The organism is Lysinibacillus sp. GW823-FHT06C08 (assembly GCF_058795135.1).
In genome coordinates this window covers 391,262-408,952 of sequence record NZ_JBXAHN010000002.1, presented here as the reverse complement: position 1 = coordinate 408,952, position 17,691 = coordinate 391,262, and the positions used below count along the sequence as shown (strand labels likewise).

The 17,691-nt window shown below is 36.6% G+C and carries 13 protein-coding genes, 2 pseudogenes and 1 other annotated feature; of the genes and pseudogenes, 6 read left to right on the top strand and 9 right to left on the bottom strand.

Annotated elements, in window-relative coordinates:
* Position 1: 1 nt before the first annotated feature.
* The 3 genes from AC1Q6O_RS09800 to argS all read right to left on the bottom strand — a co-directional run bounded on the left by AC1Q6O_RS09800 (position 2) and on the right by argS (position 4,316).
* Entirely contained in the window at positions 2-1,102 is a 1,101-nt protein-coding gene (locus tag AC1Q6O_RS09800) for a TcaA NTF2-like domain-containing protein (RefSeq protein WP_090001536.1), read from the bottom strand.
* A gap of 255 nt (positions 1,103-1,357) precedes the next feature.
* Positions 1,358-2,533 carry an MFS transporter gene (locus AC1Q6O_RS09795; protein ID WP_089986550.1) on the bottom strand — a complete coding sequence of 392 codons (1,176 nt, stop codon included), beginning with the start codon at positions 2,531-2,533 and terminating at the stop codon, positions 1,358-1,360.
* Between the two features lie 109 nt (positions 2,534-2,642).
* Positions 2,643-4,316 carry an arginine--tRNA ligase gene (argS, locus tag AC1Q6O_RS09790; RefSeq protein ID WP_090001537.1) on the bottom strand — a complete coding sequence of 558 codons (1,674 nt, stop codon included), beginning with the start codon at positions 4,314-4,316 and terminating at the stop codon, positions 2,643-2,645.
* Between the two features lie 45 nt (positions 4,317-4,361).
* Positions 4,362-4,581: a binding site (T-box leader), on the bottom strand.
* A 104-nt stretch (positions 4,582-4,685) separates the two neighbouring features.
* On the opposite strand from argS, the gene AC1Q6O_RS09785 reads away from it, so the two are divergent.
* Positions 4,686-4,985 carry an ArsR/SmtB family transcription factor gene (locus tag AC1Q6O_RS09785; protein ID WP_089986552.1) on the top strand — a complete coding sequence of 100 codons (300 nt, stop codon included), beginning with the start codon at positions 4,686-4,688 and terminating at the stop codon, positions 4,983-4,985.
* Positions 4,986-5,103: 118 nt separating this feature from the next.
* Positions 5,104-6,297: an MFS transporter gene (locus AC1Q6O_RS09780; protein WP_492401093.1), complete on the top strand. Its 1,194-nt coding sequence runs from the start codon at positions 5,104-5,106 to the stop codon at positions 6,295-6,297.
* A 12-nt stretch (positions 6,298-6,309) separates the two neighbouring features.
* Here AC1Q6O_RS09780 and AC1Q6O_RS09775 read toward each other — a convergent pair whose 3' ends face one another.
* Entirely contained in the window at positions 6,310-8,196 is a 1,887-nt protein-coding gene (locus tag AC1Q6O_RS09775) for an FAD-dependent oxidoreductase (protein ID WP_090001541.1), read from the bottom strand.
* A 587-nt stretch (positions 8,197-8,783) separates the two neighbouring features.
* Here AC1Q6O_RS09775 and AC1Q6O_RS09770 point away from each other — a divergent pair.
* On the top strand, positions 8,784-8,984 hold the full coding sequence (locus tag AC1Q6O_RS09770) for a hypothetical protein (RefSeq protein WP_090001543.1): 201 nt from the start codon (positions 8,784-8,786) through the stop codon (positions 8,982-8,984).
* A 149-nt stretch (positions 8,985-9,133) separates the two neighbouring features.
* Here the strand turns inward: AC1Q6O_RS09770 and AC1Q6O_RS09765 are convergent, their stop codons facing one another.
* A complete protein-coding gene (locus AC1Q6O_RS09765) occupies positions 9,134-10,282 on the bottom strand; it encodes a copper amine oxidase N-terminal domain-containing protein (protein ID WP_239354549.1) in 1,149 nt (382 codons plus the stop codon).
* Positions 10,283-10,456: 174 nt separating this feature from the next.
* Here AC1Q6O_RS09765 and AC1Q6O_RS09760 point away from each other — a divergent pair, with 174 nt between their 5' ends.
* The gene (locus AC1Q6O_RS09760; protein ID WP_008180040.1) at positions 10,457-10,921 is read left to right on the top strand and encodes a DUF2691 family protein; all 465 of its coding nucleotides are present in this window, start codon (positions 10,457-10,459) and stop codon (positions 10,919-10,921) included.
* 67 nt (positions 10,922-10,988) lie between these two features.
* Positions 10,989-11,372 (top strand): helix-turn-helix domain-containing protein, encoded by a 384-nt coding sequence (locus AC1Q6O_RS09755; protein WP_107922238.1) that lies wholly within the window; start codon positions 10,989-10,991, stop codon positions 11,370-11,372.
* Here AC1Q6O_RS09755 and AC1Q6O_RS09750 read toward each other — a convergent pair.
* Together AC1Q6O_RS09750 and AC1Q6O_RS09745 are read right to left on the bottom strand one after the other, a co-directional pair.
* Positions 11,327-11,747, bottom strand: a pseudogene (locus AC1Q6O_RS09750) (MFS transporter); the annotation flags it as partial. The gene AC1Q6O_RS09755 and the pseudogene AC1Q6O_RS09750 overlap by 46 nt on opposite strands.
* A 275-nt stretch (positions 11,748-12,022) precedes the next feature.
* Positions 12,023-13,522, bottom strand: a complete 1,500-nt coding sequence (locus AC1Q6O_RS09745; RefSeq protein WP_107922236.1) for a methyl-accepting chemotaxis protein — start codon at positions 13,520-13,522, stop codon at positions 12,023-12,025.
* Positions 13,523-14,187: 665 nt separating this feature from the next.
* Here AC1Q6O_RS09745 and AC1Q6O_RS09740 point away from each other — a divergent pair.
* A pseudogene (locus tag AC1Q6O_RS09740) lies at positions 14,188-15,061 on the top strand (GNAT family N-acetyltransferase).
* 678 nt (positions 15,062-15,739) lie between these two features.
* Here AC1Q6O_RS09740 and AC1Q6O_RS09735 read toward each other — a convergent pair.
* Together AC1Q6O_RS09735 and AC1Q6O_RS09730 are read right to left on the bottom strand one after the other, a co-directional pair.
* Entirely contained in the window at positions 15,740-16,921 is a 1,182-nt protein-coding gene (locus AC1Q6O_RS09735) for a macrolide family glycosyltransferase (RefSeq protein WP_239354546.1), read from the bottom strand.
* Positions 16,918-17,355, bottom strand: a complete 438-nt coding sequence (locus AC1Q6O_RS09730; protein WP_069481329.1) for a helix-turn-helix domain-containing protein — start codon at positions 17,353-17,355, stop codon at positions 16,918-16,920. Before AC1Q6O_RS09730 ends, AC1Q6O_RS09735 begins: the two co-directional genes overlap by 4 nt.
* Positions 17,356-17,691 lie beyond the last annotated feature (336 nt).

The window sequence follows — 17,691 nt, the reverse complement described above, 5'->3', positions numbered from 1 at the left end:
TTCACTCCTCAGTAGTAAGACGAAGTAGCTTGTACTCGCCCTGTTCATTTTTCATAATTTCATAAAGCATGATGGAATGGGCAAGTGCCTCCTGACCAGTTGCGTTGGTCAATACATACTCCGTTTTAGCTTGTACCTGTAGATGCTGATCCACTATACGAATATCTTGAATGTCCGTATTCGAGAAATGAATCTTCGCGTGTTTGGAGGCATAGTAGGCAACCATACCTGCCAAAGTGTCTTGCAAATCTTCTGATCCAACAATCGGCTCCATAACACTTGCATCTTGAATAGTGACAGCGCCTTTTAAATGCTTATGGAATGTATCTAAAAAAAGATTGATTTCATCTATATTATACGCAAATATATTTTCACCATATTGGTCGATGGCTTGCTGTACGGCTTCTTGATCCCCCTGTTCAATATAAGGATATAAATTTTTTGATTGCGATAGGCGTACACTCGCCTTCATGCCTTCCTTTAACCACTTCTGCATAAACGGTTGAATTTCCTTTATCGGCAATATGTATGGTTGTGCTTCACCTAGCTGCTGCCGGTTAAAATAAAGACCGACAATTGCTCCGTTTTCCGCCTCCATCACGGGGCTTCCCAAAGGTAGCTTTTCATCTGTATCAATATAATAAGCAGCAATTTTATCATCGTATTTTTGAATCGTATAAGGTAAGCCATTCACATAAACTGATAGCTGATCGAGCTCCCCCTCATACATTTTAGGTACTTTTACATTCGCTTTATAGGTCACCTGCAAAAGTGCAACATTATGTGCCGTTGACATAAAATGAACATTCGTTGCCACTAGCTTATCCGGACCAATTTGCACAAGGGCAGTTGGCTTTGAGGCCACTAGTGCGCCATTTGTTAAAATATAAAGCTCATCATCCTTTTGCTGAATAATAATGCCTGCACCAACTCCATGCTCACCTATCACTTTGACCTCAGGCACTATCTTTTCTTCTTGCTTGGCCACTGTTTTTGTTGGCATCTCTGCTTTTTCTGCTTGAAACCAGCCTGCACCTATTTGACTGTCACAACTTGTCATTAGTATTGTAGCCGCTCCTAAAACGAGCATCTTTTTATACATACCTTCACCAAAACTTTCTTTTCAACTATCTCTCTTGTCTATCATAATCAAGGTCTTAGGATGTTTCAAGTTTACATAATATTATTATTTGAATTTATCTAGTAGTAAAATAGAGCAATCGCTTTAGTTCTATTTCATTCTACCTATTAAAATTTATGGATTCTCTGATTTGCTGTGAAAATGGATGGATTTTAGGCCTTCAAAATATTTTTGACAAAAAAAAGACATGCGTTTTGAATGGCATGCCTTCTTGAATTAATTTTTTCGCAGTAGCCCTGTTGTCGCGATTATTCCTAGCATTAATGCTAGAAAAATCACATACGTCCATGTATGGTTACCTGTCATGTCATAGCAAACGCCAATCAAAACAGGAATGATTGCACTTAGCATAAAGCCACCTGAAAATACCATCGATGACCAGCTGTTGGCTTCCTGATCATTTCTAGCTTCATCAAGCGGTAACAGCAGGCCGATCGGAAATAGCCCACTTAGAACAATGCCGATTATCAATACGGCCAACCACAAATAAATACCTGATAAAAGCCATAATAATGTAAAGCCTATCAGCCCTAAACAGCCTAATGCCACTGCCCATGCTAATCGATTAGTCCATTTCTCCATAAGCATCGGCACAGCAATATTCCCAATCATTTGTACAATAGACATAAACGTCAGCATCATACTCGCATCCTTAAGCGTCATTCCTTTGTCCTGTAAAAGAGGTGTAAGCCACGACATCATAGAGAAAAACAGTGAGGTTTGTAAGCCAAAATACAATAAAATTGACCAAGCGCGCCCAGTTACCCAAGGATTACGCGCCGGTTCATTTTTAGCTAATTCTTCACCATCTGCTCCTTGTTCTTTCGGAATTGCCCAGCTCCATAGAATAAGGGCGACCATAGCAAGTAAGGCCCACATGCCCAGTGCAACTGTCCACTGATTATCAAAATATTGATAAAAGCTCACTGTTAATGCTGCACTTAATGTCGCACCAACGCCGATGCCAAATGAATAAATACCAATAACAATTGTAAAGCGTTGAGGGAATTTTTTCTTAATAAATGCATTTAATATAGGCCCAATCATCGCAATAGCCAAGCCTGCCGCAAAACTAGTGACAACTAATAAAAGATAGCTTTCTTGGAAAAAGCGTAGCCCATTTGCGAAGATGAGTATAACCATTAACAGCACGATTGCTAATTTTGTTCCAAGCTTACGCTGAAATGGTACAGCAATCGGAGCAAATAAACCCATGCAAAAAACTGGGATAGATGTGAGAAAGCTCATACTCGTATTGGAAACCTGTAAGTTTGTCATGAGGACATTATAGAGTGGCCCAATTCCCGTTACTGCGGGTCTCATATTAAGTGCTACAAAGAATATACTTATTACGACTAAAATCAGTGAAACAGTCCATTGTTTTTTACCCATTTGATTTAATCCCCTCTGCTGCCAGTCAATGGAAGAATTTTCTTTTATTATTCTATCCTTTTACCATGTATTCTATAAATGGTCAATGCTTTCAATATGCGACCGTTCACTACATATTTTCTGGCGACTCAATGCCCAATAAAGCTAATGACTCTTTTAACACTATCGCCACACAATGACAAAGCGCTAGACGTGAAGCTTGCTGGGCATCATCGGTTAATATTTTTTGATTAGCGTAATATTTATTTAATAAACGTGCTAGCTGTAAAGCATATTTTGCGATAATGGATGGGTCTGCCTGATTAAAAGCGGTGTCCACAACCTTCGGAAATTGTTCCAATAATAAAATGATTGGCCAAGCATGCTGCCCTAATGGAGCAAATGTCTTTATGTGAGAGGGCACATCGCCTTTTGCCAAGATAGAGCAAATACGAGCATAGGTATACTGTACATAAGGACCTGTTTCCCCTTCAAAATTCATCATTTGCTCGATGGAGAATTCAATATCGTTTAAACGATGATATTTTAGGTCATTAAAGATAACCGCTCCAACTCCTACTTGCTGCGCTACTCGCTCTTTATGCTGTAAATGAGGGTTTTTGTCTTCTATATTACGCTTAGCTGTGGCAATCGCCTCGGCTAGCACATCCGCTAATAACACCACTTTACCTTTACGTGTGGACATTTTCTTACCATCTTTAAGCATCATCCCAAACGGTACATGCTGTAAATCTTTTGCCCAACTATACCCCATCTTTTCAATCACCTGAAATAATTGTTTAAAATGGAGCGTTTGTTCATTGCCAACTACATAGAAAATTTTGTTCGGTTGATACTGTTGCTGTCGGTAAAAGGCAGCCGCTAAATCACGAGTTGCATAAAGCGTGGCGCCATCTGTTTTTGTTATTAAACAAGGAGGCATTCCCTCCATCTCTACTACAAAAGCACCCTCTGATTCGATTAGGAGTCCTTTGCTTTGTAGCTCTGTCACAACCTCTGTCATTTTATCATTGTAAAAGGCTTCTCCTGTATATTCATCAAAATTGATACCTAGCAGCTGATAAATAGCCTGAAATTCATCTAACGATACATCGCGGAACCATTGCCACAATGCTAACGCCTCTGAATCACCATCCTCTAATGCTTTAAATGCGGCGCGAGCCATTTCATTTAATGTAGGATCTTGTTCGGCCATCGTATGAAATTTAACATAAATCTTTAATAATTCCTCAATAGGAGATGCTGTAATGGCTTCCTTATCACCCCAATTTTGATACGCAACGATAAGCTTGCCAAATTGGGTGCCCCAGTCCCCTAAATGATTAATACGAATAGCCTGGTAACCATTTTTAACTGCAATATTTGCCAAGGCATTCCCAATGACGGTTGAACGTAAATGCCCCATAGAGAACGGTTTAGCAATATTGGGCGAAGAAAAGTCGAGGACGACACTTCCCATTTCATTTTGATTCGTACCAAAATTTTGTTGTTCCTGCATAATAAGGCCCAACACTTGTTGCGTTACTGTTGCTTGATTTAAAAAGATGTTGACATAGCCACCAACGGATTGCACCTGATGGATCATCTCATTTTGCAATTGGTTCGCTATTTCCGCAGCAATTTGTTGAGGTGGCTTCTTCCATATTTTAGCCAAGGTGAAGCATGGAAATGCCACATCGCCAACTTCTAAACTTTTTGGTTTTTCTAGCAATTGTTCCACGTCTTGAGCTGTTAGCTGATGCTTTAAAATTTCAGCAATACTGTTTGCAATTTGTTTATTCATGTATATCCTCCTCCATTTTCAATAAAAAAAGCCCCCGCCTCTATAATTAGAGACGAGAGCATAGTAATCCCGTGGTACCACTCTAGTTGCCATTCATAATGACCACTTTCCATTGTTAACGAGGTGACGCCCCGCTATTCTCTACTAGTAGTTCGAGAACCTTCTCCAAAGTGCGCTTCATTCATGGTTTCTGTATTAGGCTCACACCATCCCTAACTCGCTTTCCAGTTGTCCCATCAATTACTCTCTTTATCATCGAATTTTTCTATGATTTTGACATATTCTACAGGAGTCCTTTCTTGACGTCAATAATTTTTTGTATAAAATTAATCATTGACATATCGAGATAATTCGATATATCATTGAGACATGGAACCTATTGAAATTTTTAAAGCGTTATCAAACGAGACAAGGCTAAACATCTTACAGTGGTTGAAGGAACCTGAGAAGCATTTTCCAAAAGTGAGTATTGAAGGAGGCGTTTGTGTAGGGGATATTCAGGAAAAAGCAAAAACTTCTCAATCGACCGTTTCTCACTATTTAACTATGATGCAAAAAGCTGGTCTCCTTGAATCTTTTCGTCATGGTCAATGGACGTATTACAAATTAAAAGAAGAAACTGTCCAAGAAATTGCAATGTTTTTAGTATCAGAAACCCAAAATGATTAAGTGGGTTTCTATTCAAGTATTATATCGAATATTCACGATAAATAGATATAGGTTCCGATATTACATCTAATATATCAATAATTCTCGATATATAAATATAAGGAGGTATCAATATACAATGGTTCATGAAGAACAAACGCTTAGTAAAAAGCATAAGATTTTAGCATTTACGCTTATTTTGCTTACTTTCGTCATGGGGACAAGTGAATTTGTAATTGTAGGGCTATTAACTGAGGTTTCTACATCTATAGGGATCTCGATTGCTACAGCAGGCACATTGGTTTCTGGATTCGCCATTGCCTATGCAATAGGCACCCCTATTGTAACAGGCTTTGTCAGTAGATTTCCGAAATATCCACTTATGTTAGTATTAATTGCCATTTTCATTCTTGGAAATATAATTAGTGCTTTATCTAGCACTTATGTTGTGCTAATGGGCTCTAGAATTACGACTGCTGTTGTCAGTGGTGTTTTAACAGCTCTATCTATGTCCATTGCTAATACGGTCATTCCAAAAGAAAAAAGATCCACTATCATTGCTTCGATATTTTCCGGCTTTACCATTGCCAATGTCATGGGTGTACCATTAGGAACAATGATAGGACAATGGAGTAATTGGCATATGACATTTTGGTTAACTGCCTTCTTAGGGGGCGTTGCATTTATCATAAGCATGTTTGTGTTACCTAAACGTTTAAGTGGTGAGAATGGATCGCTATCCGATCAATTGTCCTTATTAAAGCATCCTAAAGTTATACTTGCATTTTTAATTCCTATTTTCACCATTGCTGGAACATACACAATCTATACATTTATTACGCCTATTTTAGAAAATAAACTTGGTGTTCCGACTAAATACATAGCCATTGTCCTTCTGATCTATGGTTTCTTTTCTATTTTTAGTAATGTTTTAGCAGGTAAAATTGCACAGAGAAACGGATTAAGTAAATTACGTTATATTTTTATCATTCAGGCATTCATCTTATTTTCCTTTTATTTTACAATGTCCTCCCATTGGCTAGGAATTTTAAGTATCCTGTTAATGGCTGTTATACTTTATGCCGTAAACGCGACAATTCAGCTATACTTCATGGATTTAGCAGAAGAGTATTCTCCATCAGCCAAAGATTTTGCTTCCTCATTAACGCCAGTAGCCGTCAATGTGGGGATAGCATTAGGCGCTGCCATAGGAGGCTTTGTCATCAATTCAGGGAGTCTAGAATATCTTGCCTGGGCAGCAGCAACGTTGGCACTGATTGCATCTGCATTCACCTTCATGAGTTACAGACGGCATTCAAACGATCCACATTAAAAAAAACGCTCCTCATTTAGAGGAACGTTCTTTTTCTATATAATGAATGACATCTGCCATGATGGCATACATCTCTTTTAACTTCAGTTGCTTATTGTCTTTCACTTTTTTAGCTACTTTTTCAGTAACAATTTCTTGATCAATTAAGCTTTCCCAGCTTGTTCCAGTCGATTCATCGATAAGCACATCTGCCAAATATTGCGCCAGCTCATCTCGCGTAATAGCTTCATCACCCGTGCTATATACCTTATTTATGACAATCTCCAGCTTATCTTTCTTATCGGCTGTACTCTCTCCGCCAGCACGAATCATACTTTCTTTAAACATTTTAGCAAACTTAATTTTCGTTGCTTTACTGTCGACCTTTAAATCATTATCATAACCGCCCACTACAAGTCCATAGTTAATTAACGATTGAATGGCTTCATCATACCATTCGCCCTGATAAGGATAGTCCACAGAAAATGAATCGATATAGGCACCTTGTTTATCCAACTGCTCTCTTAACGTAGCAATTAATTTTTTATCCTTGCTCATTTCTCTAAAAGTAACATCTTGTTGAAGAGCCAGTGCTGCCGCTGTCCCTGCCGCTTCCCCAGTCACCATACCGGTTGGAACAATACGGGCACTTCCCGCTGCTAAAGATGAATAACCTGCAGATCGTCCTACAACAAGTAAACCATCGATATCCTTTGGTACTAGAGATCGGAAAGGAATCGCATATTGCTTTGGTGCAGAAATAACATAGCCATAATCATGGGGTGTTTGAGCCTGCACATCTACTGGATAAGAAGCAATCCCAATGCTATCCCAATGATCTCGGTTTTGCCAAATATCGGACATTGGTAATTGATATTCCGCCCAGATATGTCTTGTTTCTCGTACATAAAGCTCTTCTGGGAAGCTGACAATTTCTGCTTTTTCAAATCCAGGGAAGTTTTCCTGTAAATATTTAAGTACATGCAATGTTTCTTTTTTACCAGCAGCAATGGCCGCCTGCTTCGAATGATCATTTAAGCCATCAATACCAAAAATTTGTAAGGCATTAATAAAATATTCATCATCCACTCGCGCTAAATTTAACCCTCTTAATCTTGTACCTTCTTGTAAAGGTGTATATTCATCATGAAGCTTTGTAAAGCCCCACATAACGGTATGATTCAAGTTAGCCCCGCCAAATACATCTGACTTCGCCGCTTTTTTTACTTGATCCCAATCAACATTTTTCAAGTGAAGCATTAATGTTACAGCCATGCGTTTATCCTTTATCCCTATATCTTCACCACCAACGAAGAAAGGAACTTTAGACATCGTAGCAAAATCCGCATCCTGTGTAGCATCTATGAATGATTTTCCTTTAACGACATATGTACCGTATTCATTTTTTAGCTCAACAGACGTTAGTTGCTGTTGTTGAAGATTCGCTTTGACAACTTCCGTTTGCACCGACAATGTTAAATTGGGTTCCTCATCAATCAGCTTTTTAAACGCTGCTTTAGCTCCGACGATACCAAAAGCATCATTGCCTCTCACTAGCTCATGCCATTCTTTAAAAATACCTTCACTGATGGAGTTATTATGACCATCACGTGGAATATCTAGAAAATTTAGCATCCCATATGTAAATAATCCACCCAATTCTTCACGTTTTTCTACCAATAAGGTTTTAGCTCCATTACGAGCTGAAGCAACCGCAGCAGCGACACCCTCTGGCTCACCACCAATGACAATCACATCATATTCAGACTCTATATTGTTGATGGGTACTGGCTTTTTATACTCATCCACTAATTTATTGTATGCCATAGAGTTCGTTATTTCTTTAATAAAGTAGTAGCTTCCAAACCCAAGTAAAACTACTAGGATAGCAGTGGCTGTCCATAATATACTTTTACCCATAATAAACCTCCGATAGTTAATATTTCCAATAACATGTTTATTTTATCATCATTTCTGCCACTTGAAAGAGCTGAATGTCCTATTGATTTTTTGCCTACGACCATAAGGCATATCATTTTCTACAGTATTTTTCTATGAAATTATCGTGTATTCCATCATATAAAGGATTGGGATATTTTTCCGATTTGCAGACAAGGTTTGTTTCATCACTTATAGTAAGCAGTCAAAACGGGGATGTGCTTGCGGGCACAAGTAGATAATCAGGATACATTGTACCTAATAAAAAAACAGTCAGAATCATTTTAATCTATATTTTTGTCGACAAGCAACTAAAAACCCTTTGGTAAATGATGTGAATTTACTATTCTTTTTGAAAAATAGTTAAATACACTACTAAGTAGACGCATCAACTTCAAATAAAGTTACAGGAGAAAAGATATTTATCGATAACCTTTAATGAGCTAGTTTTATCCGTCACCCTACCCTTTTACTTCTATTTTTTATTTTACTATGGTATATTTTCTATTAGGAAATCATTTCCAACTATCCAAACAATGGTCTTTAGGATCAATAAATGAGGTGCTTGTATGGATCGATTTGAAGTTTCTTTTAGAAATAAAGCAGTGCGAATCTGGTTTTACACGGTATTCCCCGCCTTTATATTAGCTATTATTTCTATTATTATTTTGCCCAATGAGCAAAATAAATATGTTTCATTAGGTTTGTCACTAGTTGTAATCATATATTATATTTGGTTTATTTTTTATATTAAAAAGCAACGCAAATAATAGAACATGTAAGTGCCAGAAAGTAAAATCAAACAAATGGCCATGCCCCCATTCCAATCATAACGAACCGAGTAAGCAAAAATTGACTAGCTCAGGATTCGTACACTACAGAACCTAAACCAGCCAACTATATCATGAATACGCAAACTTTAAGGGTGTAATACCTCATGATTATGCCCCTTTACGTCTACCCTGTAATTTCCAAAAGTTTTTTTTCTATCATCTGAGCTTAAATTGCCAAACCTATTATAACCAAAAATATAGATGCCGTTATCATTTATTTTCCAGTTATATGAATTGCCTATCGTATCAAAACCATAATAAAACCCTGGCTTGCCTAAATAATCAGTAACCCATTGGCCATTTGTTCGTGTTGCAGATTTTAAATTACTCGTTTCATGAGCATTTACAATACCACGCTCATATCTCGTTAGATAATAGACATTATTCTCATAAGGTTTTACAGCTTTAATCGGTGCTTTTTCTACGGCTACTCTTGAAATGGATTGTCCATCCACATAATATAAAATAAATTCTCTTGTAGTGTTATAGGCGTAGTCCATATAAAAATTGCCCATATCTGTTTTAATCCAAATATCCCCTAATTTGATGATATTTTTATCCTCAACAAATTCCTTATAAACAAATGGTTCAAAATCTGAAAAATAATTGCTATAGAATAATTGACCCTTCTCTTGGATCACTGCCATAAAACGATCGCTATAGACAATTGATTTCCCCTGAAATAGCCATTCACAAATGCGGACAAGTTTAAGATTTTCAAGCTCCGCTGCCTTTACATCCCTAATCATAATCAAACTATAAGGTTGTAGGTTTTCATTTTTTAAATAAACTACTTTCTTATCAAAAGCCTCCCCTATATATCTTAAAGGAATATAGGTAGAATTATGATGAAGGTTAGCCGCAACGTCCATTTGAATCGAGTGGCCATTCACATCAATAGCCTTGTTTCCGATTTTCAAGGTTATGATTTTATCAGAATTTTTAATAGTTATAGTATTGTTTTTAGCATTGAAATCGACTTTTGCGCCAAACCCTTCAGAAATAAAGCGAAGTGGCACTAAGGTTCTTCCATCTTTGATAAGTGGCTGTACTGCAGAAACCATATTACCATTGACAAATGCCTTTGAGCTTTCAGGCGACATAATGATACTGTTATGAAGATCATTGTCTGTAATATCATGATAATGTTCACTAAGATTTGCTGCCTGCGCTGTTTGACTAAATGGCAACATCCATAAACAAATGACTACTGTTATGATAATTTTTATCCTCATTTTATACTCCCCTACATGATTTGCTTATTTTAGGTATGCATAGACGTCTGCATTTTCCAATATAAGCTAAATTATACACTTTTCTATTGAGAGTTGCCCAGTGAATTACATTTTGTAATTGATAGATTTTTTTGTTTTATAATAAAATTAGTAGTTTGAAGAAAGGATGTTAAAATGCGAGGTATTTCTTTCGAGATTAATAATGAGTATGGCAAGTTTTTATCTGATATTTTTTCAAATATCATTGATCCTTCTTGGTATTGGTCAGTAGGTCCTGGAGAGTCTTACAAAATAGAAAAAGGAACACTTGGTTCAGATTTATTCCCCCACAGTGTTAGTTTAAATGGTCCATCATTCTTAGAATATATTTCAACTAAAGAATATTATTTAATATTTACGGATCTAAAGGCTTTTCCTAATATGGAAGAGGTAGTAGAAATTAAAAGTTATGACGATTTTTTAAAGAGCACTTGTGAACTTGCACTTTTAATTATAGATTCATGCTATGTCTCAATTTTTTCAAAAGATGAGTCAATTACTCATAAACTTTTCGAACGTGCAAAAAGTTTTCATTACACTAATATTAACTATATCACTAACGAAAATGATACGCGTACCAGTTTGACAGTATGGGGATAACTAATTGATTACTAAAAAAACTATGTTGCCAAAAATCACAACTGATATTATCCCCTTTAGGTAGACAATGTTAAAAAAACTACAGTACGCTGTAGATAACATTATACTTAAAGGGGATTTTTCGATGTCGAGAAAGAATAATACGTATCCAACTGAGTTGAAATTAGAAGTAGTACAGGCTTATTTGGCGGGAGAAGAAAGTATGCAAAAGATTGCGGAAAAATACGAGATTCGTAATGTTTCACAAGTGAAGGTATGGGTGAGAGAGTTTAAAGAAGTAGAGTCGATTGACGCGTTTAACCGTCTTCCATCTGCTGGATCGGGGGCGAAAGGCATAAAAAATCCGTTAAAAGGCAAACGGATTCACTTCAAAGATATGGAAGAAGAACGTGACTACTACAAGGCAAGAATCACTGTTACGATCGACGGAAGATACATAACATCTACATGAAATCCTATAACAATTCCAACCTCCGATAAACCATGACCATGAGGTTTCATATGTACTGGTGTCATCCTCATTATAGCAACCATTACAATCTGAGTAAGAACCATAACCGTTGCACCGACTGTAAGACCTCTTTTATTTAGAGCATTTTTATTTAAGGATTCTGTCTTATTTCCAAGCTCATTTTCTTGTCTGTTTGCTTCTATCATTGTTGCAATTTTTAATGGATCAGGACGTAACAAAATAAAAGCACTAACCCTGCCAAAAAGCGATAGACGATAATATAAACGGTCCCGCAAGGGGAGGAATCCCAATTAACAGTGCAAATCTACCCATATTTTCTACTAAATTCGGACCTAATACAGCGTCAAGTGTTGTTGTTTAGTAATCTTTTTATAAATAGAAATAAGATATGTTACTGTGGGACTTTTAAGTAGTCTCTTAGCTGTTGATCTAAGTATATCTCTGCTAGCACTCGGTGTACTGAACGCCAAAAAGGGCATTTTTTAAAACTCATAAATAAAACCAGATACTCATAAAAAATTTTATGAGCCCCTGGTTATTTTAATGAGAATTCCCCTATTTGCTTTATATAAAAGCTTTTTTAATGTCACTTGACGTTAAATAATCAACTAGCGAAATACTCTTTAATTTTATTGTTGCTTTGAAAATTCCACCAAATCCTGTGACATTGTACCAATTTCATCTGCCGAGGCATTCAATTGTTCTGTAAGAGCCGCCTGCATTTGCGCAAGCTCACTAATTTTATCCATATAGTCAATAATTGTATCAATAGAGACCTTTATTTGCATTAAACTTGATTCAATATTACCTGTTGCCTTAGCCGAATTAACTGCTAATTTTCTTACCTCTTCAGCTACTACACCAAAACCTTTTCCTTGTTCTCCTGCACGTGCGGCTTCTATTGCAGCATTTAACCCTAGTAAATTTGTCTGATCTGCTATCTCTCGAATAAAATGTGATATAATCTGTGTTTCATCTGCTACCCCTTTCGCATCATTGGCAGCTTCGGTTGTTTTTTCCTGTGTGTTCGCCAGTTCCTGTGCCTGCATAGTAATAGAATTAATGCCATCAACCATTTGATTAATAGAAGCTGATAATTCCTCCATACGTGTCATAGTTTCTTGCACATTTTGCTCTTTCATTTTTTCATGTGTAATATCTCGAATAGTTCCTGCCACTCGCAAAGGAGCTCCCTCACTATTACGAAGCGTTGTACCATTTGCATGAAACCAGCGATATTCACCTGTTTTTAATTGAAGGCGATAATCTACTTGAAATGGCGTACGCCCAGAAAAATCTAATAAATGGGCACTAAACGCATCTAATGCAAGCTGCTTGTCCTCTGGATGCAAGCGATCACTCCAAGAGCTCATAATATTTGGAAAATCGAGTTCATCCTTGAAGCCTAATGTTCTTCGAAATTGTTCACTCCACCAAAAGGAATTTTGTGGATTTAATGGATCACCTTGATCTACAATCATATCCCATGGCGCTTCTACTAGAGCTTTATTGATTAAATCATAACGTGTTACATATCCCTGTAATTTTTCAACGTTTATTTTTTTATCATGAATATTCATCATCAAACCAATTATTTGATACTGATCATTTTCAAGATGAGAAGCAATTCCTGTAGTCTGTATCCAGCGCTCTTGACCGTCACGGCAGCATATCAAATGCTCCATATTAAAACGAGTTTGTGTTTCTAAACTCTCCTCTAGCATCTCTTTAAAATCAGAACGATGCGCCACTGTAATTACCTTCAAAAAATCTTGAAAACTGTCTTTAATAGCATAACTATTGAATCCTAAGAGCTCTTTTAATTCTGTCGAAGCTGTAAAAACATTGTTTGGATCATCCAAGCGTCCGTTCAATACTTGTAATTCCCAAAGACCAATTTCATTACTTTCCAATACATTACCCAATTTTTTCTGCAATTGATCTTCAGATTCTTTCCGAAGCCTATTTACTTGATTTAAATTATGTACTAACTGTTTTAATTCCTCATCATTTGTTGAAGCTAAAGTATACTCATAATCATATTGACCCTGTTTAGCCATTTGCAATTGAGCCTCACTCAACTTAATAAGATCGCCAATTGTTATGTTCCGTTCTTTTTTTAAAAACATGCTTAGTTCCCCTTCGATATTGTATAGATTACATGACTAATTCAAGAATCATTAGTTATAAAACTAGAATCATATTTCGTGTTTTTCTCATTATAACCGAAAAAATAGTTAAAAAGCACTCGAAAAATAATATATTATTTAGATGCACTATATACCTTATAACGGCTACCTCATTTACTTTAAGAACTATATATTTTTTTAAATCTGTATCCAAATACTCAAATCACTAGTGAATCCAGGAATTATATGATAAAAAGAGATTCTTTGATTACTCATATCGGGCTATCCAACGCGAAACAAAGGAATCTTTTTAAATACATAATAAATCAATGATATATTCATAAATTTTAATTGAATTTGTCATTGAAGGTTTATTAAAAGAATAGAATTAGGGTGTTCTCGAAATTGGATTATATACTTGTTGAAAAAAATTAATATAGAGATAAAAATCTGTAGATACAAGTATTAAAGTGCGTTATTTTAATGGTAATAATAGTAAATTAAGCATTTTACTGTTAGCGAACAAATGTTAGCAAAGGGCAAATTTTTCAAGGGAAAACGAATAGCTAGCCCTCTAAACTGCGGAACCCCCTACTATTGAGAGGGGTATTATTTTGAGCCAATCACCAACAGAATTTTTCATTCGTAACTTTGAACATGGAGATATGCCTTTACTTGGTGAGTTGTACCAATCAGTAACAGCAAAAGACAACGCGATGTTTTGGTGGGTCGGGGACGAAGATAATTGGAGTAACGTTTATTGCGCATTTGAAGATGGGAAAATGGTCGCTAAGGGGCAAGTTAGCATCATTAACGTTGTTCCTCCTGGTCGTTCAAAAGAGAACAATCACTCTATATATATTAATCTGAAAACCATTTATGAAAGAGAACAGGACACTACTCTGCTTGACAAAGTCTATCAATATCTTTTAACAAGAGCAAAGCAATTAAAGGTAACTTTACCTCAAGAATATGGAACAATACTTTGTGTTGGTAACGATTCGAAAGAAACAGCAAACAATCATTTTTTTTATCCAAAAAGGATATCTCCCTCTGAATAGTTTGTATAGCATGAATCGAGATTTGACTGAACCGGTTCTTGAGTTAAAACTTCAGGAGGAGTTTCAATTCTCACACTGGAGCATGGAGACATCTAGCGAGGAAAGAGATTACCTTGATATTGAAGCTGAAATTTGGCCAGATGCTCCACTTGGTCTTAATAGGTTGTCTGAATACAAAAATAACAAGCTATGGACATCCATGGTCATACGTCAAATAGACACTATTATTGGCGGACTAACGACATGGTAGGAAGAAGACTACGGTGTAATTGAGGACGTTTTTGTCCGTGAACCATGGAGAAAGCGTGGAATTGCAAAGTTTACGCTTGCACAGGCTTTGAAATATCTTAAGTCTCATAAGCTACAATAAGCTACTCTCATGGTACTAACGACAAATAAATCAGCTTTATCTCTATACGAATCGGTTGGCTTTTATACGGATAAAGAAGAGATAAGATACTTCATAAAACTCAATTAGGTAACAAAAAGAGGGGTGGGCTGCCCCTTGAACTGACCTCTTTGGGTTAGACAAAACAAAAAAGCATCTTCAATTGAATTTAGGGTAATGTATCCTAATATCAATTGGAGGTGCTTATTTTTATGGGAACGAGAGTGAGTTATCCGCAAGAAGTAAAATTAAAAGCAGTTGAAATGAAGTTACAAGGTATTCCTACAAAGGTGATATTAATGCGATGTGATGTTTTTTAGCTCACTAGTAACGGACAGAAGCCAATTCATTAAACCAAACCTGATGTGCGTATTGAGCTATTTCCTACTATGCTTCTTTACGAAGGCAAGCGTTTTCTCAGGTGTTTGTTCAGCGTGTGTTCAATGCGGTGCTTACCTACAGACTGAAAACTCGCACCATCATATTGAGTAAATTGATGGTCTGTTTCACCGTTGATTTAGCAGAGTCTTTTACTTCTATGATATTATCTCGAATATCATTGGTTAGCCCAGTTACTTTGTCATCCAATTTTTGTTTGGAGATTACAGAATAGTAAATTCCCACAGCATCGTTTTGGAACCTTTCGTTAAAGTACGTTATTCTATAATCTGGCCCTTTAGATGAAGAAAGACGCATTCATTAATAAAGAAATGCGCCTGCTTCTTGAAGTTTTGTTCACCATATAAACTTTTGCAGAATACAAAGCCGTTAGGATTTCTCTCCAATTTTACGCAGGATCACATTAGCTGCTTCTACTGCACCACCAGCTTTCCTAAAGCTTTCTGACAGTTTCTGCGCTTCTTCCTGGTATACTCGATTTGTAAGCACTTCAGCTACCGCTGTTGCTAAATACTTTGGAGTTTTTCTATTAAGTTTTAATCCTGCACCGAGCTGGGCAACTCGGTCAGCTACCATTCTTTGTTCGCTATGTTGCGGAAATAAAACCATTGGAACTCCAAAATATAGGCTTTCATTCGTACTATTCATCCCGCAGTGGGTAATAAATACATCTGCTTTCTGTAATACCGAGATCTGATCTACAGCGTTTTTCACTATGAAATTTTCTGGTACGCTATCAAGAGACGAAATCTCAGTTTTTTCTCCGACTGACATCACAACATCATAGTCTGTCTTCCCAAATGCTTTGAGACAGTTTTGGTAAAAATCCTGATTCTGATTTAGTATAGTCCCAAGAGAGATGTAGATTACTTTTCTAACTCTTTTATCATTCTGTATCGGTATAGACTGCTTTATGGATGGTCCAACAAAGGCATAGCGCTCAGAAAAGGTATCCGCCATTGGCTGAAATTCTTTCGAAGTGTAAACAATGGTGTCCGTTTCATTATCATTTTGAACTAACGATACAAAATTCTCTACTTGATAACCATGATCATTTAATAGTTTAATTTTTCTGTTAATCCTTCGCATGCCTAGAATCATTCTCCAGACTTCCATGAAACTCCGCTTCATTAGTTTTGCTGTATACTGATTAAAGGCAAACGAAGTAGTCGAACAAATATATGGAATTCCTAGTTTCTCAGCAAATAATTTTCCCCAAATACATAAAGAGTCAGATACAATGCAGTCTGGCTGAATATCCCTTAATTCTTTACACACCTTTTTATCCAAAGCAATCGTTATATCCGCTGCCATTTCAATTAATGCTGCAAAATCTTTGCCAACCTTACGGTCCAATTCTATATGTGTAACTTTAGGTAAGAATTCATCACAAGCCATAAAAAAAGCACCCGTGTCTTCTATTTTGTCCTGAAATTCTAAAAAGGAATAATACCAAACTTGATGACCTTTCTTTATTAATTCGGTTACTACCGGAATAGTGGGGTTGGTGTGACCATGTGCGGGTAACGAAAAAAAGATGATTTTACTCATTCAATCTCATCCTTCGATTCCGCATTTCGAATCATCTCTGCAAATTCTAGGAAGCCGTCACTTTTTAAGACAGCGATTCCTTTTGTCGCATCCTCTCCCAAAACAACCAGTTTATCACCTGCATGAATCTGATACATTTCACGTGCATGTTTTGGAATTACAATCTGTCCGCGTTCTCCTACCTTCACAACACCAAAGAACTGCTTCCCTTTAGGACTGATCCGGTTTGCTTCTTCTTCATTCATATTTTGGGATAATTGATCTATGGTTACTTGAAAAATATCACCGAGCATTTTGAATTTGTGAATATCTGGTATAGCCTCCCCGTTTTCCCACTTCGCTATGGTCTGCCGTGATACGTTTACCTTTTCAGCCAATTGTTCTTGACTTAGTTTATGCCTTTTACGCAAAACACGAATATTCATACCAATCATGTTTTTCATCTCCTTTTATTTTTATAATATAGAGGATTTAAGGATATATCTATCAACAGTTCTTAACATTTCTTGTTAAATATTGTGGCAAATATCCATACGCAATAGAAAGATATCAAATCCATATTTGATGCTTATTCCATGACCTGACCCGTTTGTGGTACAAAAAAATCCTGCTTATCAGCACAGGATTTTTACTTATTATTAACGTCGTGACTTTATTTCGAATCTACATCTAATTGCCTTTTAATTGAGTAAACAGTGTTCCTAGAAAGACCTGTTTCTTGGTGAATATTCATTACTACACATTTCGTGTTAATAAATGTTTCCCTGTGG